General features: G+C 36.9%; 22 protein-coding genes. 4 read left to right on the forward strand and 18 right to left on the reverse strand.

The genetic code is table 11. The features are described 5' to 3' along the window. Positions 1-42 precede the first annotated feature (42 nt). The 4 genes from R2Q77_RS00795 to R2Q77_RS00810 form a co-directional block, all read right to left on the reverse strand. A complete protein-coding gene (locus tag R2Q77_RS00795; protein ID WP_316801807.1) occupies positions 43-1,059 on the reverse strand; it encodes a SusE domain-containing protein in 1,017 nt (338 codons plus the stop codon). A 24-nt stretch (positions 1,060-1,083) separates the two neighbouring features. Beyond that, positions 1,084-2,673 (reverse strand): RagB/SusD family nutrient uptake outer membrane protein, encoded by a 1,590-nt coding sequence (locus tag R2Q77_RS00800; protein ID WP_316801808.1) that lies wholly within the window; start codon positions 2,671-2,673, stop codon positions 1,084-1,086. Between the two features lie 86 nt (positions 2,674-2,759). Then, complete coding sequence (locus R2Q77_RS00805) at positions 2,760-5,741, reverse strand: SusC/RagA family TonB-linked outer membrane protein (protein WP_316801809.1); 2,982 nt, start codon at positions 5,739-5,741, stop codon at positions 2,760-2,762. A 425-nt stretch (positions 5,742-6,166) separates the two neighbouring features. After that, positions 6,167-7,186, reverse strand: coding sequence for a LacI family DNA-binding transcriptional regulator (locus R2Q77_RS00810; RefSeq protein WP_316801810.1), 1,020 nt, complete (start codon positions 7,184-7,186; stop codon positions 6,167-6,169). Between the two features lie 348 nt (positions 7,187-7,534). On the opposite strand from R2Q77_RS00810, the gene R2Q77_RS00815 reads away from it, so the two are divergent. Then, positions 7,535-7,894 (forward strand): PleD family two-component system response regulator, encoded by a 360-nt coding sequence (locus R2Q77_RS00815; protein WP_316801811.1) that lies wholly within the window; start codon positions 7,535-7,537, stop codon positions 7,892-7,894. A 20-nt stretch (positions 7,895-7,914) separates the two neighbouring features. On the opposite strand, the gene R2Q77_RS00820 is transcribed toward R2Q77_RS00815, so the two are convergent. Continuing rightward, positions 7,915-8,265 carry a DUF6717 family protein gene (locus R2Q77_RS00820; RefSeq protein WP_316801812.1) on the reverse strand — a complete coding sequence of 117 codons (351 nt, stop codon included), beginning with the start codon at positions 8,263-8,265 and terminating at the stop codon, positions 7,915-7,917. Positions 8,266-8,392: 127 nt separating this feature from the next. Here R2Q77_RS00820 and dinB point away from each other — a divergent pair, with 127 nt between their 5' ends. From dinB to R2Q77_RS00835, 3 genes are all read left to right on the forward strand, one after another. Beyond that, positions 8,393-9,493 (forward strand): DNA polymerase IV, encoded by a 1,101-nt coding sequence (gene dinB / locus R2Q77_RS00825; RefSeq protein ID WP_316801813.1) that lies wholly within the window; start codon positions 8,393-8,395, stop codon positions 9,491-9,493. A gap of 72 nt (positions 9,494-9,565) precedes the next feature. Then, positions 9,566-10,324 (forward strand): 5'-nucleotidase C-terminal domain-containing protein, encoded by a 759-nt coding sequence (locus R2Q77_RS00830; protein ID WP_316801814.1) that lies wholly within the window; start codon positions 9,566-9,568, stop codon positions 10,322-10,324. Continuing rightward, on the forward strand, positions 10,302-11,240 hold the full coding sequence (locus tag R2Q77_RS00835) for a metallophosphatase (protein WP_316801815.1): 939 nt from the start codon (positions 10,302-10,304) through the stop codon (positions 11,238-11,240). Before R2Q77_RS00830 ends, R2Q77_RS00835 begins: the two co-directional genes overlap by 23 nt. A 15-nt stretch (positions 11,241-11,255) precedes the next feature. Here R2Q77_RS00835 and R2Q77_RS00840 read toward each other — a convergent pair whose 3' ends face one another. From R2Q77_RS00840 to R2Q77_RS00900, 13 genes are all read right to left on the reverse strand, one after another. Beyond that, complete coding sequence (locus tag R2Q77_RS00840; RefSeq protein ID WP_316801816.1) at positions 11,256-12,779, reverse strand: SulP family inorganic anion transporter; 1,524 nt, start codon at positions 12,777-12,779, stop codon at positions 11,256-11,258. 113 nt (positions 12,780-12,892) lie between these two features. Then, complete coding sequence (locus R2Q77_RS00845; RefSeq protein WP_316801817.1) at positions 12,893-13,213, reverse strand: hypothetical protein; 321 nt, start codon at positions 13,211-13,213, stop codon at positions 12,893-12,895. 82 nt (positions 13,214-13,295) lie between these two features. Beyond that, positions 13,296-14,003: a tetratricopeptide repeat protein gene (locus R2Q77_RS00850; RefSeq protein WP_316801818.1), complete on the reverse strand. Its 708-nt coding sequence runs from the start codon at positions 14,001-14,003 to the stop codon at positions 13,296-13,298. A 63-nt stretch (positions 14,004-14,066) separates the two neighbouring features. Continuing rightward, positions 14,067-16,424: an outer membrane beta-barrel family protein gene (locus R2Q77_RS00855; RefSeq protein WP_316801819.1), complete on the reverse strand. Its 2,358-nt coding sequence runs from the start codon at positions 16,422-16,424 to the stop codon at positions 14,067-14,069. A 226-nt stretch (positions 16,425-16,650) separates the two neighbouring features. Beyond that, positions 16,651-17,592, reverse strand: coding sequence for a hypothetical protein (locus R2Q77_RS00860; RefSeq protein ID WP_316801820.1), 942 nt, complete (start codon positions 17,590-17,592; stop codon positions 16,651-16,653). Between the two features lie 153 nt (positions 17,593-17,745). Further along, on the reverse strand, positions 17,746-18,312 hold the full coding sequence (locus R2Q77_RS00865; RefSeq protein WP_316801821.1) for a hypothetical protein: 567 nt from the start codon (positions 18,310-18,312) through the stop codon (positions 17,746-17,748). A gap of 265 nt (positions 18,313-18,577) precedes the next feature. Continuing rightward, complete coding sequence (locus tag R2Q77_RS00870) at positions 18,578-19,189, reverse strand: DKNYY domain-containing protein (RefSeq protein WP_316801822.1); 612 nt, start codon at positions 19,187-19,189, stop codon at positions 18,578-18,580. 21 nt (positions 19,190-19,210) lie between these two features. Then, on the reverse strand, positions 19,211-20,395 hold the full coding sequence (locus R2Q77_RS00875) for a WG repeat-containing protein (RefSeq protein WP_316801823.1): 1,185 nt from the start codon (positions 20,393-20,395) through the stop codon (positions 19,211-19,213). 158 nt (positions 20,396-20,553) lie between these two features. Then, the gene (locus tag R2Q77_RS00880) at positions 20,554-22,092 is read right to left on the reverse strand and encodes a tetratricopeptide repeat protein (RefSeq protein ID WP_316801824.1); all 1,539 of its coding nucleotides are present in this window, start codon (positions 22,090-22,092) and stop codon (positions 20,554-20,556) included. An 80-nt stretch (positions 22,093-22,172) separates the two neighbouring features. Further along, entirely contained in the window at positions 22,173-22,598 is a 426-nt protein-coding gene (locus R2Q77_RS00885; protein WP_316801825.1) for a hypothetical protein, read from the reverse strand. Between the two features lie 33 nt (positions 22,599-22,631). Next, positions 22,632-23,057: a hypothetical protein gene (locus tag R2Q77_RS00890; RefSeq protein ID WP_316801826.1), complete on the reverse strand. Its 426-nt coding sequence runs from the start codon at positions 23,055-23,057 to the stop codon at positions 22,632-22,634. 54 nt (positions 23,058-23,111) lie between these two features. Continuing rightward, positions 23,112-23,639, reverse strand: a complete 528-nt coding sequence (gene tssD / locus R2Q77_RS00895) for a type VI secretion system tube protein TssD (protein ID WP_316801827.1) — start codon at positions 23,637-23,639, stop codon at positions 23,112-23,114. Between the two features lie 3 nt (positions 23,640-23,642). Then, a complete protein-coding gene (locus R2Q77_RS00900) occupies positions 23,643-23,993 on the reverse strand; it encodes a DUF4870 domain-containing protein (protein WP_316801828.1) in 351 nt (116 codons plus the stop codon). Positions 23,994-24,110: the final 117 nt, after the last annotated feature.

Consider the following 24,110-nt stretch of genomic DNA (forward strand, 5'->3'; position numbering starts at 1 on the left):
CCACAAAGCAATACGCTTTGCAGGGCATGTATTAATTAATGATTAATTTTTAACCATAGTGGCTTTTTTTGCCGCTACATCTAAAGTAATGGTATAATTTCCGGCAGTTGTAACTGAAATATTAGCACCGTTATCGGTTAATGCTCCAATACTTCCACCTAAATTTGTACCCCAGTCATGCGCAAACCTAAATTTGAAAGCACCTGCAGTTAATGTGGTTTTAATGGTATAGAAATTCGATTTTCCATCATTGGTTACTTTCATATCCGTATCGGTGTCCCATCCACCTAGGGTGGCATCACCAATAATAGACCATTCTTTTGGCGTAGAAAAAGCAATGGTATTGGTTTTTAGATTAACTGTAACTTGCTGAACCACTGCTTTAGGTGAAGTAATGTTATCGCCTGCTGTAGGGCTTATGTTACCAGAACCGGCATCGCCATAAGCAATTGTCCATGTTTTAGCTGGTGTTACCTTGAATATCAAATTTCCATCGGTAAATGCAATCATACCTGTGTATATGCCATTACTTGATAAAGAAACCAAACTATCAGCCGTTCCCGGATCCCATCCTTGATAAGCACCAGGAACATAGATCCAGGCAGATGCCAGATAAGGTGTAGCTGCAATGGTTATCACGTTAGAGTAAGTGGCATCGTTTGCTGCTGCACCCGATTTTAAACGCACTTCTAATTGGGCTGCTTTACCTACCTCTCCACCAACAGCCAGAATGATACTGTTCAATTCACTCACCGTTGGTGCATAAGTGGTTTTGTTTACAACCACCTCACTTGCTGAGGCAAAGTTTTTACCTTTAAGGCCGAATTGCAGCGTGGAAGTAACCGGAACTACATAACCTGTTGAAGTTGCCAAAGGAAATGTTAGGGTAAGCGCAGTATTTGCGCCACCAGGCTGTGTCAAACTCACCGTTGTAGCTGACGAGGTAAGCGTGCCAGCCGGTGCAACGTTAGAAACCGTTTGGGTTTCATCCTTTTTGCATGACCATAGCGATAAGGCAATTAAGCCTACCGTTAGGGATTTAAATAATTTTGATTTCATATTCTATCTTATAAAATATTAAGATTAATAGCCTGTATTTTGAACTAAATTCGGGTTGGCAATCAGATCTGCCGTTGGGATAGCATAAAGTGTACGATATGCCGGGATTGATGCCCCTGCTTTAACGCCACCTTTGTATTGCCATAAATAGGTTGCACCTGCATATTTTCCAAAACGGATTAAATCAGTACGACGATGACCTTCCCAGTATAATTCGCGGCCACGTTCATCTAAGTAAAAATCAGTTGTTAATGCAGCGGCATTAACATTGCCACTTGTATTGCCATAAGCCCTTTGGCGCAATTCATTTACATAAGTTAAGGCCTGAGCAGCTGTACCTCCAGATCCACCACGTGCAACTGCTTCTCCATAAATCAAATATTGCTCTGCTAAACGGAATAAAGCAAAATCAAGAGAACTGTAAATTCCGTTTAAAGATTGAGGTGTAACATCTGTTGAGGTAATGTTTTTAAACTTAGTAACACGTAAACCATCTGTAAAAGTACCCACATCATCAATTGTGTTCTTCGTTCCGAAGAAAGTACCACGTTTATCTAATGTTCCGGTAGCATCAGGAAATAAGGCAGGCAGGTTTGCACGTGTTCTGTTACCACCCCATCCACCATTTGGAACGCCATAAGTTGCAGGAAGCATATCTGCGTTAATAGCAGCATTAATAAGGTAGGTTGTACCGCCATTATTGGTGCCATTTACACCATCGTAATTAATGGTTAAAATATTCTCGGTGTTACCGATGTTGTTATCTGCCCTGAACAAATTCATGTAATTTGATTTCAGTTTATAATTTGCGGCAATTACTTTACTCGAATAAGTAATGGCTTCTGTATTTTTTGCAGTACCCGTATACACTTGTGCATTTAGATATAATCTGGCTAACAAAGCCCAATCTGCAGCTTTATCCGCACGGCCGTATTCGTTTGTACGTGCATCTGCCAAATCGCCTTCAATTGCTTTTAGTTCAGATTCTACATAAGCAAATAGTGCTGCCCTCTGAATTTGTTTTGGAGCAACTTTACCAATATTATCGTCTTCTGTTACAAAAGGTGGATTACCGAATGCATCTAACAATACCCAGTATTGAAAAGCGCGGAGAAAACGGGCCTCTGCGCGGTATTTTGTTACATTGGCTGCGTCAGCGCCTGTAATGTTACGACTGGCCAGTTTATCGGGGGTACTTTCTCTTAAAAATTCATTACAAAAAGTAATCTGTAATAAGCTTCTTGAGTATAAACCTCTTAAAAACTGATTATCGTTACTTGGTAAACTTGTATTCAATTCCGGGATACCTACATCACCCCAGGCACAAATGGCCTCATCGGTTACCAATTCCTGAGACATCCAGAATAGCCTTAAAAAATCAGCGAAACCCGAGTTTAAACCTCCAACATCACTTCCATCTGCACCCTGCGGACTTGTTAATGCATAAGTTGCATATAATTTTACTAAACTATTTTTATAACCTGCAGGCGTAGCGTAAACGTTATCAGCCGTTACATCATTGGTTGGCTTTAAATTTAAGTCTTCTTTTTTGCAGGAATTCAAGGATAAAAGCAAAAAACCTGATGCCAATATTATTTTAAATGATTTTTTCATTTCAGTATATTTCTTTAATAGATTCGATTACAACCAATGGATTTCCCAAACGGGATATAATGGATTGTTTTCATCTCTTTTTCAAATTAAAAACCAACATTTAAACCTAAAGTATACGTTCTTGGTCTTGGGTATAAGTTATAGTCGATACCAGTTGACAATTCCGGATCTAACCCTTTATATTTAGATACGATAAATACATTTTGAACATTTGCTGAAATTCTCATTGTTGTATTGCCTGTTTTAGACAACTTGCCAACATTATAAGCTAAACCAACATTATCCATTTTTAAGAAAGATGCATTCCTAATGTAGTAATCGCTCAAATACTGTGTACCCGAACTACCAGAAAAATTAGTATTGTATAAATCTACCGCAGCATTGTTTAAAATACCCTGAGTACTCAGGATATTATTCCTAACACCAAAGTTTGAAGAAACGTTGTCGTAAACATAATTACCAAAACTTGCTCTTAATACAGTGCTTGCAGTCCATTTTTTATAAGTAAACGAAGTATTAAAGCCGAAAGTAAAGTTTGGATCGGGTGATTTGTAGAAATACTGATCATCAGTATTAATAATGCCATCGCCGTTTAAATCCTGGTAAACGCCTTCTAAAGGTACACCGTTTTGATTATATACCTGTTTGTAAACAAAGAAAGCACTTGGCACCTGGTTAACAGCGTTCCATTTTAATGTATTTCCTGTACCACCAGTTATATCTCCGGCACTTACTTTAGAACCTGCATCAGGATTTAAGGTTAAGTTGGTAATCTTCCTTTTGTTGTAGGCTGCATTTATACCAAAATCCCAGGTAATATTTTCTTTTTGAATGGCTACAAAATTTAAGCTCGCTTCTGCACCTCTAACATCCATATTACCTACATTGGTTGTAAGTAAGTTGGTAAAGTTGGTTCCAACGGCAATATTAATGGTACTTAATAAGTCTTTTGTTTTTTTGTAATAAACATCCAAACTACCATATAATCTTCCATTTAAGAAACCATAATCTAAACCTGCATTGTAGGTTGTTGTGGTTTCCCATTTCATGTTTGGATCATAACCAGCAGGACTATAATAATTATAAAAAGTATCCCCTATCTGGTATTGACCTTGATTGGTATTGGCATAATACCTGGCAAGGTAGTTGTAATTACCAATTGTTTCACCGTCTTTATTACCGGTTTTACCATAGCTCAACCTCAATTTTAAATCAGATACCACTTTACTATCTTTTAAGAAATTTTCTCCGATAATTCTCCAGGTAAAACCTGCGGATGGAAAATATCCCCAACGGTTTTCTTCAGAGAACCTTGAAGATGCATCAGCACGCATGGTTCCTGATAAGATATATTTATCGGCAAGTGTATAAACAAACCTTCCATAATAAGAAAGCAGTTTTTGTCTCTCAACTGAATTTGGAAAAACTGGAGTAGTTAAAATTTCTCCTGTGCCTTTATAAGTATTAAAGTTATAGTTTGTAGTTGCGTTATCGTAATAACCATAACCGGCAGTTACATCAAATCTACTTTTAATACTTTCTACCGTGTGGGCATAGTTTAAGTAAAACTCAGAGAATTTATCAGAGCCTTCATTCAATCTACTTGAATACGATCCACTGGTTGCGGCACTTTGTGCAGCATATGTGGGTACGCTGGTAGAACCATAACCTTTAGAAACATCGTAACCTAAATTTAAGTTGGCGTGTAATTCCGGCAAGAAATGGAATGAATAATCGAACCTGGCGTTACCGAAACTTCTTTCAACGTTACCGTGGTTATCCTGCTGTCTGATTAATGCAACCGGATTGCGCGGCGCATTTGGATTTGGAACAATAGCGTCACCGGTTCCGGATAGCCACTCGAAATAGTTTCCAAATTTGTTATTTGCGTAAACAGGTTGGGTTGGATCAAACTGAATTGCATTTTGAATGGCTGCATCATTTGGGTATTGAGACCTGCTCAAAGTACCTTTTAAGCTTAAATCAATTTTTAAATGATCTTTAAATAAACGTGGCGATAATGTAAAACCAGCTGTTGCTCGTTTAAGTTTGCTGGTAATAACCACACCATCCTGATCTAAATAACCCGCCGATACGCGATAAGGCACGCCTTTGAAAGAACCGGCAATACTCAGGTTATTATCTGTTGAAAATGCATTTTGATATATTTCATTCTGCCAATCTGTATTGGCCGTACCCAATAGCGATTTCTGTACAGCTGTTCCATTGGCCATTACATAAGCACGAACTTGATCTGCAGAAAACACATCAACCTTTTTTGCGACTGTCGCAATTGAATTATTAGTACTGAATGTAATTACTGGAGCACCTGAAGATCCTTTCTTTGTTGTAATTAAAATTACACCATTTGATGCCCTGGAGCCATAAATTGCAGTTGCATTTGCATCTTTTAATACGGTAAAAGTTTCAATATCATTTGGGTTAATCAATGAAAGAGGACTTGGCGCATTACCGATGCTATTTCCGCTGAATGGAACACCATCTACTACAATTAACGGATCGTTACTTGCATTTAAAGATGCACCGCCACGAATACGGATCTGGCTTCCTGAACCTGGGGCACCACCACCTGAAATGATGTTAACACCCGCTACTTTACCCTGAATTAACTGTTCAGGGTTGGTAATGGTACCTTTCTGAAAATCTTTTGCACTTACGGTTGTAATAGAACCCGTTAAGTTTTTCTTTTCGGCTGTACCATAACCAATTACAACAACTTCATTAAGTTTCTGTGCATCAGGCACCAATTGAAAACTTAGGGTTGCATTTGCGCCAACCGTTACAGCTTTATCTAAAGTTTGGTAGCCAATAAAACTTGCCGACAGCGTAATTGAACCGCCAGCTAATCCGCTTAACTTAAAATTACCGTTTCCATCCGTTGATGTACTTCTGGTTGTTCCTTTAACTAAAATGGAAGCACCAGGTAAGGGTTGGCCGGTTTCATCAAGCACCTTACCAGAAACTGATCCGGTTTGTGCTTTTACGATTAATGCTGCAAAAACTAACAGCACTAAAAGCCCCTGTTTTAGCAGGTAAAATACTTTCATATTCGAAGCTCTTTTAATGATAAAAATTTGGTTAAATATTATAGTGATTTACACATAGGCCTAATTTACAGCACATAATGAGATTTCAAAATTTATTTAAAAAATATATTTTTACCTAAAAATTGTTGCTTTGATTTTCATAAAAATCACTGATTATCTGAAATTTATTTTTTCAGAAAGACAAAATTAAAATATTCAACTAACTGAAAATAAACGCATTAAAATTGTTAAATTTCAATTTTAAGTGTATTTTTTACACTAAGCTATTTTTTAGCTGTTTTTCGGGAACGTTCCCGAAATTGTTAACACAAAACACTCCTCTTTCTCGGGAACGTTCCCGAAAACTCGGCGTAATTCTGCTTATTTTACACTAAGCATCTAAAATAATTACGAAATTTAAGGCTTAAAAAAATGCGTTTTTCAGCCTAATTTTTGGCTGGTAAAGTTGAGTTTCTGATGATGATTTTTGACTCTAAAACCACCTCTTCAGGCAGGTTTTTATCTCCGTTATTATCAAGCATTTTAAAGAGTAAGTTTGCGGCCTGTTCTCCTATCTCGGTAGCGGGCTGGGTAATAGTAGTTAAAGATGGATTGAGTAGTGGGGCGATCTCCAAACTGGAAAAGCTGATTACTTTTAAATCGTTGGGGATAGAAACATTTAAATCATAACAGGCATAATAAGTAGCGAAAGCCAAACGCTCCACGGAAGTAAACACGCCATCAGGCTTTAATTGTGTTAACGCTTGTTTTATGGTTATACTGTTTTCTTCATAACTGTTGCTGCAATCCACAATCAGGTTTTCCTCGTATTGAATGTTGTGTTTTTCAAGGGCGTCTATATAACCTTGCATACGTGTTTTACCAATGGATAAACTTTTATTAACCACCAGGTAAGCAATTCGTTTACAGCCCTGTTCTATTAAATGTTCGGTTGCCAGATAGCTGCTGTTGTAATCGTTAGTAATTACCCTTGAGGTTTCAATATCTTCATAAATCCTATCGAAAAACACTAAAGGTAATCTCTTTGTACCGAACTTATTTAAATAATTATGATCATTGCCTTCTCCCGAAACAGACATGATAATGCCATCGGCCCTTCCGTTATGCAAATGCCTGATAAAGTTTACTTCTTTTGTATACTCATCGTCCGTTACATAAATTAAAATATGGTAGCCATTTTCTCTCGCTACTCTTTCGATGCCATGAATGGCCTGCGAAAAATAATTATTTGCCAGTTCGGGCACAATTACCGCTATGGTTTTACTTTTCTGCTCTCTTAAATTGCTGGCGTAATGGTTAGGCTGGTAGTTTAATTCTTTAGCTTTAGCAAGTATACGTTCCTTTGTAGCCGAACTTATATCGCTGTTATCTCTAAAAGCTCTGGAAATTGTAGACGTAGATAATTTTAAGGCCTGGGCTAATTTCTTAATATTAATGCTATCCATTTTGGCTATTAAACCTAATTAACATGTAAATAATGCTGTAAATATAAACTTAAAAAATACTAAATGACGTTAACGGATTTTTAATTGCAAAATTATAAAACAATTTTGCCCTAACCTTTATTATCATTATATACTATACAAAAACAGATCATTATCGAACAACCGTTACAAAATATCTTAAAGCTGATTATTCTTAGAGCCTACTATAAACACCTGGTTTTGTACAGACTTAGTTAATGTGTTTCTTTTTTTAAAACGGAAACATTAAAAATTATTAATAGTTATACAATAAATTATCATATTTGGTTTTGCAATAGGCAAAGCAGAATACATAGTACGAATAAACCAATGGGAAATAAAAAAATACTCATCGCTGATGATGACGAGGGGATTGTTGATGCGGTAACGATGATATTAGAGGTGATGGGTTATGAAGTAGAATTTACTTACGATGGCGGAACGGTGATAGATGCGGTTAAGGGAAAACCAGATCTTATTATGCTCGACATCTGGATGTCTGGGCACGACGGTCGCGATATTTGCAAAGCACTTAAAAACAATCCAGACTACAAAGAAATTCCAATTTTAATGATTTCGGCCAGTCGCGACATTAGGCAATCGGCACTGGATGCAGGCGCCAATGACTTTATGGAAAAACCTTTTGAAATGGATTCACTTTTAAACAAAGTAAATTTACTTCTTAATTAAAAGCAGGCCAATATCAAATTTTACACCTCTTTAAAGTAAATGGTTTCAGGCAGTTGTTTAAATACAAATTCAGTTACCTGGCAAAGCCAAAGCTTGTGATTTTTCCATTCGCCTTTAAAACTTTCTAAAATATAATCTCCACCACCACCAAGATTACGCGCTCTGGTATATACTAAGCTCAAAATTTCCGCATCATTTATATGCTTATCGGCCATCAGCAACTTACATTCGCTTGCTGCAGCGGCTATCCATTCCAATAATTCATCCGCACCTTCTACCATTTGCAACTCTGCTACATCTCCGGCCCATTCAGGAATATCGGCATACCACTCTCCTTTTGCATTTTTATAAAACCTGATCGTTCTTTCCATATTTTGTAAAGAAAAAAAATCCATTTCAATAATCCTTATAAAATCACCAATTTTATAGGGCATCTTTGTTTAATAAGTGTAACCATTTTTATTAAGATTGGGCACGTATTTTGGTTCGGTAAATAAAATGTCTGAAGAAAGCTCACCTCTTTTAAGAAAAATTATTCACATTGACATGGATGCCTTTTATGCATCTGTAGAGCAGCGTGATTTTCCTGAATACCGGGGTAAACCATTGGTTGTTGGTGGAAAGCCAGACAGCCGTGGTGTGGTATCAACAGCCAGTTATGAAGCCAGGAAATATGGAATTCGATCGGCAATGTCGGCCAGCAAAGCGTACCAGTTGTGCCCAACGGCCATTTTTGTATACCCCAGGTTTGATGCCTACACAACAGCCTCTAAATGCATCCGTGAAATATTTAGTCGCTATACCGATATAATCGAACCCTTATCATTAGATGAAGCTTATTTAGATGTTACAGAAGATAAATTAAATATAGGCTCGGCCATTGATATTGCAAAATCTATTAAAGATGCAATCAAAAACGAACTCAATTTAACCGCTTCTGCGGGGGTATCCATTAATAAGTTTGTGGCTAAAATTGCTTCGGATATGAATAAACCTGATGGCTTAACCTTTATTGGCCCTTCTAAAGTAAAAGGCTTTATGGAGAAACTACCCGTAGAAAAATTTTTTGGTGTGGGCAAGGTTACTGCGGCTAAAATGAAGGCCATGCAAATTAATACGGGAGCAGACTTAAAGAAACTATCTGAACAGCAATTAATTGCGCAGTTTGGTAAGTCAGGGCGGTTTTATTACAAGGTTGTTCGTGGTATTGATGACCGTCCGGTTAGGCCAAACCGTGAAACCAAATCGGTAGGAGCCGAAGATACCTTTTCAGCTGATACCAATGAGCTTTCTGTTATGCATGGTCTTTTGCTCCAGATAAGTGAAATTGTAAACAAACGGCTGGAAAAACATCAGCTTAAGGGAAAAACATTAACACTGAAAATAAAATTTGCCGATTTTAAAATTATAACAAGAAGCAGGTCTTTTAATGCTTCGTTTAATGATGCTCCACAAATTTACAATGAAGCCATTAAATTATTGGATGAAGCCGATATTGGGCGTACGGAAGTACGTTTATTGGGCATAACCCTCTCCCGCTTTTATGAAGAAATAGCAGAAGATAAACAGGAAAATAATCAGCTTGAATTTGATTTTTAATTTCTTTTATCAATTTCGATACAGTACAAAAGACAAAAAGTAAAGCCATATCTTTATTGCATATTTCATAAAATGACTAAAAAGTTCTTTTACCCCTGGCAAATAATACTGACCTGTTCGGTGTTGCTCTTATCATCCTGCCAGTCGCATTTCGATCTGGTTAAAGCCAACAGGAAACAATATTCTATTAACAATACTGTAGAGGCTGATTCTTCCATCATTAAATTTTATTTGCCCTACAAACAAAAAATGGAGGCGGAGATGAATGCTGTAATTGGCCGTACAGATAGTTCGCTTTATAAAGGGAAGGAAGCGGAATCTACGCTTGGAAACTTCTTCGCTGATGCCTGCCTGGCAGAGGCAAAAAAGATTGATCCGGCCATTGATTTTGCAATGCCCAGTACAAATGGTGGTTTAAGAAACAGTATTCCGCAAGGAAATGTAACACGATCTAACATTTTTGAATTAATGCCTTTTGAGAATGAACTTTGGGTATTGAAACTTAAAGGAAGTGATGTTGCTGAACTCATCAACTTTATAGCTAAATCTGGGGGTCAGCCGGTTGCCGGAATCAGGTTGGTCATTAAAGATAAAAAAGCTGCTGAAATTTACATTCATGAAAAGCCTTTTGATGTAAACCAAACCTATAATGTACTTACATCAGATTATATTGCTGGTGGTGGCGATGGGACCTGGGGAATGGCACAGCCCATTGAAAAAAAGGTTTTAAACCTAAAAGTGAGAGACGCTTTGCTCAATTATATTAAAATACAAACTGCTGAGGGCAAAAACCTAACTACTAAATTAGATGGAAGAATTACAAAATATTAACCGCCGTAATTTTGTTAAAGTTAGTGGAATTTTATCTGCTTCTTTGCTGGTTGGCAACCCTTTTGATGTTTTTGCTCAAGGCGAAATAAAAAAACTAACCATTTTGCACACCAATGATGTGCATAGCCGTATAGAACCTTTTCCGATGGATGGTTCCAGAAACCAGGGTTTGGGTGGCGTGGCCCGAAGATCGGCCCTGATTAAAAAAATCAGGAAAGAAGAGGACAATATCCTTCTACTGGATGCAGGGGATATTTTTCAGGGGACGCCCTATTTCAATTTGTATGGTGGCGAATTGGAAATAAAAATGATGAGCCAAATGGGCTATGATGCAGCAACACTCGGAAACCACGATTTTGATAATGGTATTGAAGGTTTTTATAAACAATTACCCAATGCAAACTTTCCGATATTGATCAGCAATTATGATTTGTCTAATACAATAATGCATAAATCAACCCTTCCTTATAAGATATTTAAAAAAGGTGGGTTAAAAATTGGCGTTTTTGGTGTAGGCATTGAACTTTCCGGTCTTGTAGACAAGAAAAACTATGGTGATACGGTTTACCTTGATCCTATCCAAAAAGCCAATGAAATGGCTTCATTATTAAAAAACGACCTGCAATGTGACTTGGTGATTTGCCTTTCGCATTTGGGTTATAGCTATAAGGATAAGAAGGCTTCGGATAAAGTACTGGCCTCAACAACTAAAAATATCGATTTAATTATTGGCGGTCATACGCATACTTTTATGAATGAGCCGGAAGACATTAAGAACCTCGACGGAAAAACGACCACCATAAACCAGGTTGGTTTTGCTGGCATTAACTTGGGTAGAATTGACTATTACTTCGAAAAACAAAAAGGAAAAATCAGTAAAACATCTGGTCAATACCAGATTAATAACACCATTTAAATTGCTCCGGTAAATTTAAATGCGGTAAGTAGGATCTTCAAGAATATTAACTTCAATAATGTCGTCGGCATTTTTAAGTAAAAGTTTACAATCTTCGCTTAAATGCTTTAGATGAAGTTTTTTATTCACTTTAGCATAACGATCTGTCAATTTGTTCAGTGCATCAATGCCAGACATATCGAAGATTCTACTTTCTTTAAAATCTACAATTACGGTATCGGGATCTTCAGCAAGGTCGAATTTTTCGTTAAATGCCGCAACAGAACCAAAAAATAGAGGACCAAAAATTTCGTAATGTTTTACGCCTTTCTCGTCAATATATTTTTTTGCCCTGATTCTTTTTGCACTTTCCCAGGCAAAAACCAATGCTGAAAGAATTACACCTATTAATACGGCCAAAGCAAGGTTGTGAAGCCAAATGGTAATTAAAGCAACTAAAACTCCTACAAAAATATCTTGCCTGGGCATTTTATTAATTACCCTAAAGCTCATCCATTCAAATGTTCCAATGGCAACCATAGCCATTACACCCACCAGAGCGGCCATGGGCACGCGGTCTATTATTGGAGCGCCAACCAATATAATGAGCAGAATGGTTAATGAAGCAATGATTCCAGATAACCTTGCTCTTGCACCTGCAGATAAATTGACCAGTGTTTGTGCAATCATTGGGCAACCGCCCATTCCCGTAAAAAAGCCGTTTAAAATATTTGCGGTTCCCTGTGCAATACTCTCTCTGTTCCCGTTGCCTTTTGTCTGGGTCATTTCATCAACCAGGTTTAATGTAAGCAATCCTTCCGTTAAGCCTACGCCTGCCATAATAAGGGCATAAGGGAAAATAATTTTTAGGGTTTCGAAATTAAACTGAATGCCAGGAATATGAAAGGCAGGAAAACCACCGCTTACTGAGGCAATGTCTTTAACCAGTTTGGTATTTATTCCGAAACTTAAAACAACAATAAAAACAACAATTATAGCGACTAAAGAGGCTGGAATAGCCTTAGTTATTTTAGGCAATACCAGCACAATGGAGATGGTTAATGCGACTAAACCGAGCATAATCCACAAGGACGATCCGCTTATCCAGGTTACCTGACCATTAACAACAGTTTTAAACTGTTCTAATTGCGACATAAATATTATAACTGCTAAGCCATTTACAAAGCCAAACATAACAGGTTGTGGCACCAGCCTGATAAATTTACCCAATTTAAATAGGCCAACCAGGATTTGAAAAACACCTGCTAATGCCACTGCAGCAAAAACATATTCAATGCCCTGTGTTTTCATTAGCGCAATAAGTACAATTACCGTTGCGCCGGCACCTCCTGAAACCATTCCAGGCCTGCCGCCCAATAAAGCAGTAACCAAACCCATTATAAAAGCAGCGTATAAACCTGTTAGTGGTGGAAAACCGGCCAATATTGCAAATGATAATGATTCGGGAATCATGGTCATCGCTACCGTTAATCCTGCTAAAATTTCGGTTTTATAGTTTATCTTTTTCGAAAAATCGAAAATTTGTAAATACGGTTTCATCAAGAATAAAAGGAATAACCATAACCTTGCGCAGGTTATTAAGCAAAGGTATTAAAGAAACTGATAAGAAAACTTTCCGCTCTTTGAATAAACCAAATAATTATCCTTTTAAATTAGCCATGTACTAAACTGTAAATTTGCTGCATGTAAACCGCTTCCTGTATTGCAGCAAAAAATATTTCCCATTCATCCCGTGTAAATACCAGGCTAATATCTGGAAATGGAGTAGATAGAATCACAATTTCGTTTCCATTGGGCGCAGTTTCCAGGTAATCATCGAACCGGAGTTTCTGCGTAGCCTGATTAAAGGCATCGAACTGACCAAAAGAGAAATTCATAAGTACACCTGCACGCCATATGTTAAGTACTTTACAGTTGCGGCATTCAGTAATCGAAATGTTTGCTTTTTGAACAAGAATGGTTGTATTACACATAGGCTACGTCTAAATCTTATTGGGATTTAGACAAATATCCTATTATTTAGAATAATTCCAAATAATATTAAAAAATTAATGTTTACTTTATTGTATCGAGTTTAGTTTTTGCCCATTCATAGTCTGGTTGCAATTTTAAAGCCGCCTGGTAATCGCTTAATGCCAATTCTTTTTGGTTAAGGAACAAATATAAATCACCCCGGTTTGTTAAAATCTGTGCACTTTTTGGCGAAGCATTTATGGCTTTATTATAGGCCTGCAAAGCTTCCTGATGCCGCCCTGCGTCATGTAGTATGGCCGCTTTAATATTATAACCAATACTCCATTCAGGAGATTTGAGGATAAGCTTATCTATTTTCTCAATTGCCATTTCGTGCTTGCCTTGTTGAGCCAAAGACGTAGCCGCGTAAATATAAAACCATTTATTTTCAGGATTGAGTTTAATGGCCTCATTAAAAGCAATTACAGCCTCAATCAGGTTATTTTGCCTGCTCCATAACTTCCCCTTAAAATTTTTAATATCTGCCAAATCGGGATATAAAGAATCTATTTCTATTGTTAAATTTAAAGCTTCATTATAGTTACCACTTCGGATTAATTGAGCTACTTTTTGATTGAAGACCTGTACAGCTTTCGGAAAAGTTTTTATTCTTTCACCAAGTGCTGCATTCTCTGATTTTACTTCTCCGAGATAAGCATTATCAAATTTGCCCATTTCTGCTGGCTGCTGCCCGAAGCAAATCACATTTAGCAATAACAAAAATGTTGAGTAAAAAATTTTCCGTACCATAAGCGTTAACCTGATCGGTTAATTTACAGCAAAAACCGTACTCTTTTTTCAGGATCATTCAACCTAATTTGCCCGTTGGGTTTCTTTAAAATTAACCTGCTTTTTGTTCCCTTTTACTTTGCTTCTTCCAAAGGTATAGGTTAGGTTTAGGTTAAACCTTCTCGAATCGTAATAGTTATTAAAGGTTTGGGTAAAATCCTGATAATAAATCTCCCCTCTGTTTACAGTACCTTTAAGCAGGTCGTCGCCAGAAGCATTAACCTGGAACTTGCTATCAAATAAAGAAACCCTAACACCCGATGATAACGATGAACGGCCTTTGCTGTAAGTATTCCCCTGGGTAGAGGGTAAAGAATGCCAGAAATTAAGAAATACATTAACCATTTTACTCAGGGTAAATGTATTGTTGGTACTGTAATACAAGGCAGAACCATTTTGTAAAAGCACTTCGGGTAATGCCGATTTTCCGTGTGCAAAGTTAAAACTTACAAATTCGCGGTTCTCCCACCATGGAAAAAATTTAAGCCCCAAAGTGGCTTCTACTCCCGAATTGTATTGGGTAAGGTAATTTTGATAATTCACAATTTTTATCGGTCCATTAATTTCAACTAAACGGCCATAACCATTAATTAACTTTTGACCGTAGACCGTGAAAGATAAAATTCCTTTATACAGATAAGAAATTTCGGCGTTATGATTATAGGAAGGCTGCAAAAGCGGGTTTCCGGTAGAATAGGTATTTGGATTGGAATACCACCTGAATGGATTTAAAGCCCTAAAGTTTGGCCGGTTTATTCTTTTAGAATAATTAACCGAGATGGTATTATCCTCATCTGGCTTATAGCTTAGGTAAACTGAAGGAAATAACCGTCCGTAGTTAAATTTGTTTCTTTCGTTATTTGTGGGCGAATAGGTATTAATGATGGAATACTCATATCTTAAACCTGCTTTTGCCGACCACTGTTTATTAAATTCTACCTGTGAACTTACATAACCGGCTATGTTTTTTTCTCCGTACTCAAATACATTACTTTTTGATGGGTCCATTTCATAATTACCCTGGATCAGGTTAAAATATCCTATGGTTGAGTTGTTGTCAAAATTTGTAAATTTTAACCCGGCTTCAATATTACCCCATTTATAGGGCATGGTAAGATCGGATTGTGCAGACCAGATTTTATAATTTAAATCGCTGTTGTTCCTTACAAAATCCGTTGTAGAAGTTTGACTGGATGCCGTTTGGAAATTTACCGCCGATGCCGGAAGGGTTGAAAAGAAATTAAACCCTGAGCTTAACTTTTTGCCAGCTTTATCCAGTTTTTGATCGTGGTAAACATTCAGGGTTTGCGTAAACGTATTGTTCAGCTGCTGCGAAAAGGTATTAAGTATATCATCCGTAACCGCTCCGGTTTTATAAATATAGATGCTGTTAATGTCGATATCGTAATTGCTCCTGCCAATATCGTAGATAAAACCAATATTCGATTTGGTGCTATTTTTATAATCCAGGCTTACATTAGCACCAAAACCATGAGAAATATCTTTTCTGGAATCATTACTCAACATGGAGTTTGCGCCGATAACGTTAATTTCTTCTGTTGGGTGTGTTAGCGTTCGGTATTGTCTGAGTTTTATAGAACCACTTATTTTTTGCGATTGATAATTCAGGTTTAAGTTATTTGCAAAAGCGGGGTAAGTAGTTTGTGCGTAAGTAGAGCTTATGCTACCGCTCAAACCCAAACTTTGGTTTTTTTTAAGCACGATATTGATAAGCCCGCTATTTCCCTGGGCTTCATATTTAGCCGGAGGTGTGGTAATTACCTCTATCTTTTCTACATCGTCTGATCGTAGCGACTTTAAATAATGGATCAAATCAGCACCGCCAATATTTACAATCCTATCATTTATCATTACGGAAACGCCACTTTTCCCAATAATGGAAACACTTTGATCATCTACCCTTAGCATTGGCGTTAAGGCTAATGCCTGGCTAAGATCAGTACCTTTCGCGGCAATAGAATTACCAACGTTAAACACCATCCTGTCTATTTTTCGCTCTATTAATGGTTTGTTCGCCGAAATTGTTATCCCTTTTAAATTTGTGCTCGATTGATGGTTGATCATTAGATTAATCGTTGAGTCCTGATGCAATTCAAAAAGATTAGAAAAACCCTTAACCCCTAAATAAGTTCCTTCAATTTTATAACTTCCCGCCGTTAATCCCGTAAACCTAAATACTCCCTTGTCATCAGAACTTACAGTTTGAATTAGGTTTCCATTGGCCTTAAACAATTTTAAAGTTGCCTGCATTAAAGGCACATAACTACTATCGGCAACATTGCCTGTTATTTTTAACTGGCCGAAAACAGCATTGGTACTCATAAAAAAGAAAGCAATAATCAGAGCGAAATAAGGTTTCATAAAGTTTGTTGATTTTATTAAAAGACACCTTTTAAAACCAACATGTTGCACCGTACGAAAAGCAAAATCGTTTAAAAGCAAAAAACCGATTGTAGCGCTACATATCGGTCTTTTATAACAGCATACTGAGTATTAACCCAAGTTACCTCAAATTTTTCATTAAATTAAAGATCTTAATGAAGCGATTACTATTTATCAAACAATATTGAGCGGCAACTCATTACAACTATAATGGTTCTTTTTTATTCGACTGTACTACTTTGTACTGCTCAAAACTTTGGTTCATGGCTGTTTCAAAGGCAGCATAAGTTTCATCGTTAAATGGGATGGTGGCCACCCATTGCTTTTGTTCAGCCCATTCAAGTTTTTCAAAATGCTCCAACGCTCCCAACAGTTCATAAAATTTAGATTTTAAGCCATACTTCACATCGAAGGGGCTGAGCATGAACTTACCCAGTTCCTCATTTGGTATTAATTGGTTTTTCCATAAATGGCCGCCTAAAGTATTTTGCACAAACAAGGATACGCAATCATCACTATTAGTCAGTTGCGCTGTACCAGCAAGAAGATAATGATGATCATTTAGCCACTTAACTACCATAAAAATTAAATTTACCTCATCGTTCCATTTACGGTTAAATTCCGTAGCATGATACAATTCAAACGACTCTTTTACAGCGGCAAAATAACCACTCAACTTGTTTTCTTCAGAGATTAAACTTACAATAATATCTACTTGTTTATTAAAGGGAAGGTATATGTTGGGGTATTTTTTGGTATGATCAAATTTACCGAAATGCTTTTCGATAATTTCAATGCTACTTTCAGGCCCGGGACTAACATTCCAAAAACTATCGGGTTCTTTTCGTAGGCGTTTTGTGTACAGTTTATTATTAAAAACAACCTGTGTGAAATAAGGGGTATAGTTTTTCCCGTCTTTGAGCAGCGGAAAATCTTCATTTAATACTTCTGATTGAAAATAATATAAAAATCCCCATTCCTGATCTTTTAAACCCATATTATTTTTTATACCAAGTGGCGTGGTGCTGTTTGGTTTCACAATAGGAATCGTATGAGGAGGCGTAAGATTTCGCTCTGCAAAAAAGCTAATGATCTTTGGATCGGATACCGGTAATCCCAATAACGATAATAAATCTTTTTGTGTCATGTTGCGGATATTAGTTCTTGTCTAATTAATTTTCCATGTGCTGGGCCAATTTCAACTCCAGTTTCAAATATTTCTTTTATTCTTTAACCTTTTCAGCGAAAGCCAATAAAACGCTTACCAAATTACTTTTGCTTATGGTAAAACCTAAACAACTTACTCCTCTTTAAAATACTGTCCAAACCAGGCATCGAAGTTTTCTTTGTGTTTTTCCTGTGCCGTTTTAATTATTTCATCGGGTTGTTCTATTTGATCCAAATGATAATCTCCCTTCATCCATCTTAAATATTCACTTAAATCGTCGCTTTCTTCATAATCTTCTTCATTCCTAAAGAAATAGGTTTCTTCAAGATCAACCCAAATTTCGGTATCGTAGGTAATTAAATGCAAAAGCTGTAAAAAGTTTTCTGCAACAATATGAACACCGCCTTCATCTCCAAAAACCACAACAGGCATTTGATTTAAGGGCTTGTTTGTTCCATCATCCCAAATTGCATAAAAAGAACCCGAACCATTGGCCTGTGCAAAAGGTAGTAAATGATTTAAAAAATTTTCATCATCATTCCAGCTTTTTAAGCCTGATTTATCATCCAGTAACACGGCAAAGCCTTGACTATAATTTCCGTAAGATGAAATGTTATTTTGAAAATAAATTAGCTTTTCCAGTTCAGTCGGAATTTCACTTAAACCTAAATTTTCCTTAAATGTTGTTATGTTGATCATGGTATTTGTTTGAGTGAATACTAAAATAACGCTTGCTTTATTTAAATCCAAACAGTTGAGCCTGAAAAATAAGAGGCCGCGGAACCTTAAATTCTGTTCGTACCTCCATTTAAAAATGGATACCAAGAAAATTGCACAGCTTATGCACATCTAAGCCAAAAGCGTGCGCATGAGCCGCTACCTTGTTAAACAAAAATTAGGCCTTAGTAAGGCGGAAAACTTGAACTTATTTCTGCAAAATGTAGAGTAAATTATAGTTCTATATTTAAACGGTCCTCTTAATTATTAATCCATCTTTTACATAACAACTATACTTATCCTTATAGTCGTGCGGGCCAATTTGTGCAAAGGTAGCCGCATCGGCATATTTTAGTTTCAGTCCCCGGTTGTAAACAAAGCTTTGTCCAACTGCAACCTCCGAACTCCAGGTATGCGTGGCTTTTAAATCAGGAAAATTTTCATCCTGGTAATCGCTCGTATAACCTGACAAGGGTTTTAAATGTTCCTCCGTAATAACTTTTGCACCCTCGGCATAATAGTAATGATTTTGATCTTTCGCATACAGCATACTAATGGGCACGAAGCTATCCCAATCAACATTTTTGAGAGGCGTAAAGTAGTACCGCTCCGATTTTTTTCTAATGGTATAGGATAATCCATAAATCGTGTTCTTATCTTTAAAAAAGCCATAATTTATACAGCTAAAGGTGGCAGCATCTACCAGCAATTGGTGGTTACCCTGATCCATTAAAGACGCATTATTCAAGGTGATTTGCTCACCAGTTACTGTTATTTTTTCGATCAGCAAACGGCGCGCATATATACCAAACATACCAGTCATTACATAATCTGGAATATGGAGCTGAGGAATAGTCATTTAATGATTTGTGGATTAAGTTTACTTATTATTTTCTTTCGCAATGCTTTGCCAGTGTTTCAGTTCTTTATCGATATTGACTTTTAGTTTGGTACCGGGCGCTTCGGTTTCCCAATTATTTTTTACTTTTTGCAAACCATCTGTTATCCATTGGTCAAGTGGTATTTTTTCATCCGCTAAAAAAAATGGAGCACTATAGTGAAAAATTTCTTTGGTATCCTGTTGCACCAAAAAAGTATACATCGCATCGCCTAAATTTTCCCAGTATCCCTGTATGTAATAATATGGGAACCCGTTTTTGGGCCGGTCTGTAATTTCAAAATGAATGCTTTTCCCTTCGCTTTCCGTACGTATAATATCTATCGAATTAGTATGGGTTATTGCCTTTATTTTATTTAGACTATCGACCAGTTGTTGCTCCTTCTTAGTATAAATAAAGGGGTTGGCCAGGTACTGTCTGTTAGAAATAGAATAATCCTTATCGCTTTTAGCAGCCGGGGCAGTTTTAATCAATTCACCTTTAATGTTAATGTAGCCGGTAAAGGCAGTATCGGTAAGTGGTTTATAATCTATATAACCTGGCATTGGTAATTGTTTCCATCCACCACCATAAACCCGGGCATAACCGGAGTTAAACGGCCCGGAAAAATCCCATCGGGCAGGTGTTACTTTATTACCCAGCCCATCAACAAAACCAAGTTTTCCTTTTTCTACATATGGCCTGTATCCTTCGCTGAAGGGCTCCGGGCTTATAAAGCTAAAGCCTTTCTCAGTCCTGTGGGTGATGTACCCCGCAACATAATACAGAAATTTACCTTCCCGGTTATACACTTCGCCACCTGGAATACATGGTTTTTCAATGGCTGCCTCCGACCCTTTTGAAATACCTGCAAACTCAATAATTATACCTGTAATGGGTTTTTCAAAATCATACCTGTTATCCGGAATTAGTTTAGGCTCAGTACTGTAAAAAATACGCGGTTTTCGTTTGGTTGTCTCCAAACCGTCATAGAAATCATTTATATCGCGGCTACTAAGTATTGGATGCACGGCCGGGATAATAATATCGCCCCTGCCGTTTTTAACACCTACATAAGTGGTATCGGTATTAGGAAAGTAATATAAATTTTGACCATCTTTCTGTCTGTTGCAGCTCAACAGAAAAACGGCCCCAAGGATGATCAAGAAAAAACATATTGTTCTCATTCTCATAATAATTTATTTGCTTTCTGATCTACATTGATCGTTGTGAATAATTAAACTTAAATCTGGCTGATGTAAAATGTATCATGAAGATAAATTTTTGATTATTATACTTTTTCGCAGTTCAGCCTCTATAAAAACCCTGCTGCATCTATTATTATTTAGTGGATTTCCAGCGCTTCAGCCTTTTTAAAATCATTTTCTGCCCGTTCTTTTTGTTTGAGTTGCTGGTAAATTTCTCCCCTACCTCTGTAAGCCTGCCCATCTTGCGGGTTTAATGCAATGGCTTTTGCATAATCATTTAAGGCCGTTTTATATTTTTTTTGGCATTTATAGGCTAATGCCCGGTTGGCATAGGTATTCCCGTTTTTAGGGTTTAAGCCAATGGCTTTTGTATAATCCTTAATGGCAGGTTCATAGGCTTTTATAAGCGAATACGCCAGTCCGCGAATGGTATAATTTTCTTCGGTATCAGCATCAAGCTCAATGGCTTTCGTTAAATCAATAATTGCAAGTTCGGTTTTTTTTATATAGGTATAAAGATTTCCCCGGTTGCGATAGGCTTCCGCATTTTCGGGGCTTAACGCAATTAATTTTGTGAAATCTTTAATCGCTTGCTCATATGCTCCCTTATAATAGTAAGCTAATCCACGATTGTGGTAATTCCGGGCAACATTAGCATCAATTTCAATTGCCTTGGTTAAATCTGCAATGGCAAGTTCTGGCTTATTTACCTGGATATAAACCGCACCACGATCACCTAATGTTTGTGCAGGTTCAAAATTTTGTTCAATTGCTTTTGTAAAATCGGTAATGGCCAGTTCTGGTTTATTTATTTTGGCATATAAAAAACCACGATTCCGATAATTACTCGCAATTTCCGGGTACAGTCCAATTACTTTAGAGTAATCTTTAATCCTGAGTTCGTATGCTTCTTCAAGGGTAGAATGTGGTATTCCTTTTGAAACATAAACCTCTTTAAATAACTCTTTTTCTGTTGTTGATGCTGTTTCTTTTATAGAATCGGCGGGTATTGGTTTGAACCTTTTGGCCTGTGTGAGCAAATAGAGGTGCTCGGCACCGTAATAGGCCGCCACATTTTTTGGGTTCAACACTTTTGCCTTTTCATAATCTTTAATGGCTTTTGTATAATTTTTTAACTGCTCAAACGCTTGTGCCCGTTTAACATAGGCCGTATCATTTTTAGGTTTTAGCTTGATTATATTAGTATAATCGTTAATGGTCAACTCCTGCTTTTTACTGAAAAAGCTGTCAGCCTCCTTTACCTTTACTGGCCTTTGTTTTGAATTCAGTTCTATTGCCCTGGCAAAATCACTGTAAGCCAATTCAGGCGCGTCTATTTTAGTGTAAATAAAACCCCGAAGCCCAAAGGCCCAGGCATTAGCCGTATTAAGGGCAATAGCCTTGTTTAGGGCCAAAAGGGCATTTCCATTCTCTCCCTTTTGTAGGTAAGCAAAGCCGAGGTTGGCGTAAGCCGAATCGGTTGGATTTAATTTTACCGCCTCTATAAAACTGTGTATTGCCGCATCAAAATTCTTTTCTGCTAAAGAGTGCTTTCCTATTTTATAACTTGTTTCATCTTCATTATTTTTCAATAGTGTATGATCCTGTCCGTAAGCAGATGTAACCAAACTTGTCCAAACTATTATTATGGTTTTAACGAACAACTGCGCTTTCATCTTTTTTAGTTTATCTGATCAATTAAAAATTCAACAAAAGCGCCCTTACCAGTCTAAAACAGAGTAGTAACCACCTAAATTTATTTTTTATTTAAAGTGTATGCACTTACATTTCTGTGCTTAATGCCTTTTGAATCAACGTTACTATCTTCCAGGCTTAAAACCATTTGGGCATTACTGTTAAACTTTAGATTTAGGTATTGACTGGTGTTGCCCTTTGTCATTACAAATTCTTCACCCTTTAAGGTGTAACTATATACTTCTCCGGCATCATTGTTATTTTTCACGGTCACATTATCCCCTTCAAAAACAAATAACATTTCATTGGCGCTATATTTATCTTCGTACCTGTTTTTCTCCACATCGTTTTCATATCTTATTTCAAGCATTTTTTCTACTTCCCAGGTTCCCATTAAATTATTATTGTTTTTCTTATCAGTACTTTCTTTTTTGCAGCTTACCAGCCCAATTAAGGCCAGAAAGCAAATTGTTATTATTTTTTTCATTGCTATCTTATTTTAAATTTACGAACTGTTGTTTTACTTTTTATTTAAAGTGTATACCGTTACGTATCTATGTTTAACCCCTTTTGAATCGGTATTACTATCTTCAACACTTAGTACTATTTGAATATTACTGTTAAATTTCAGATTAAAATGTTTCCCCTGATTGCCTTCTCTCATCACAAAATTTTCACCATTTAACACATACGTGTATACATCCGGCGTTCCATTGCCATATACTGTGGTGAGGTTATTTCCTTCAAAAATGTAAAGCCACTGGCCTGACTTATATTGCTCCTCATATCGATTTTTTTCCACGTCGTTTTCGTAGCTTATACTCAATTCCTTTTGCACCTCCCATTTGCCCTGTAAATTATCATTGTTTTTCTTCTCCGTGTTTTCTTTTTTACAGCTTAGCAGTCCGCCAAAGGCCAAAAAGCAGATTATTATTATTTTTTTCATGGGTTAAGTTTTTTATGTTCTATTTATGCCTTGCTTAGCTCAGCATTCGATTATTTATCTGTTAATTTTCGGCTTTACCGTTGTAAATATGCTTACGTCATCAACGGATAATTTTTTCACGTAAATGCTCACCTGGGGTGAAGTATTGGCGCCAACCGTGCTGTAAAAACTTTCAGAAAATCCAGCCACCTGTCCGCCGGTAAAAGTAATTTTCCTTGGTTTTTTGATACCGTTAACAACCAGCATGGTAATTGTTCCTGAGGCATTTTTTACAGTTCCTGCAATCCATTTCAAGAAAAATTCATCCACATCCTGCGCCAGTTCCATTGTAATGCTGCAATTGCCATTATTAATCAGCTCGTTTTCGTCTAAACTGTAGTAAGGCGTGTTTAATGCATAATTAATCCCTAAAAGTTTATAACTATGGCTCGTGTTGCTTAAACTATCGCTTAGTTTAAATTCAATCTGCATCTGAGTTTCGTCTTGTGCCAAAACATTAAATCCAAAAAACAGCAACAATAACATTATCGCACAACAATACCCCTGGGGCTTGCTCCGCACGTAATGAGTTCTCGTACCCATGGCTTAGATATTACCTTGTTTTTCTGGAGCAAAATTGAACTTGCCTTCAAATATTTTCCCGATAATGGGTACAGGTTTCTCAACTTCGTTTGCTGCTGCAATAATACCCAGCAACAACAACACAAACGGAGCTAATAAAATAAGATAGAAAATGCTACCGAGTGAAGGAATAATGGCCAATACAATACTGCTTATTAGGCTTAATGCAAAAAAAATAATGTTGATACCAAGTGCTTGGCCCAAATGATAATTGACCAGGCTGCTCTTTGCTGCAGACTTTTTAAATTCGAGATAAGAAATAATCCATCCCACTAAGGTGATGTAGGCTACAATAGCCGTTGTTCTGTTTTTCATAATTTCGCTCTTTAAATAATAGAATGGAACAAAATTAGCCCCATACAAAGGGCTAAGCAAGAAAACGGAGACTACCTTGAGACTACATATGGAAATATAAACGACTACAATGAGGCT

This window comes from Pedobacter nototheniae, assembly GCF_032678625.1.
GTDB classification, from domain to species: Bacteria; Bacteroidota; Bacteroidia; order Sphingobacteriales; family Sphingobacteriaceae; genus Pedobacter; species Pedobacter nototheniae_A.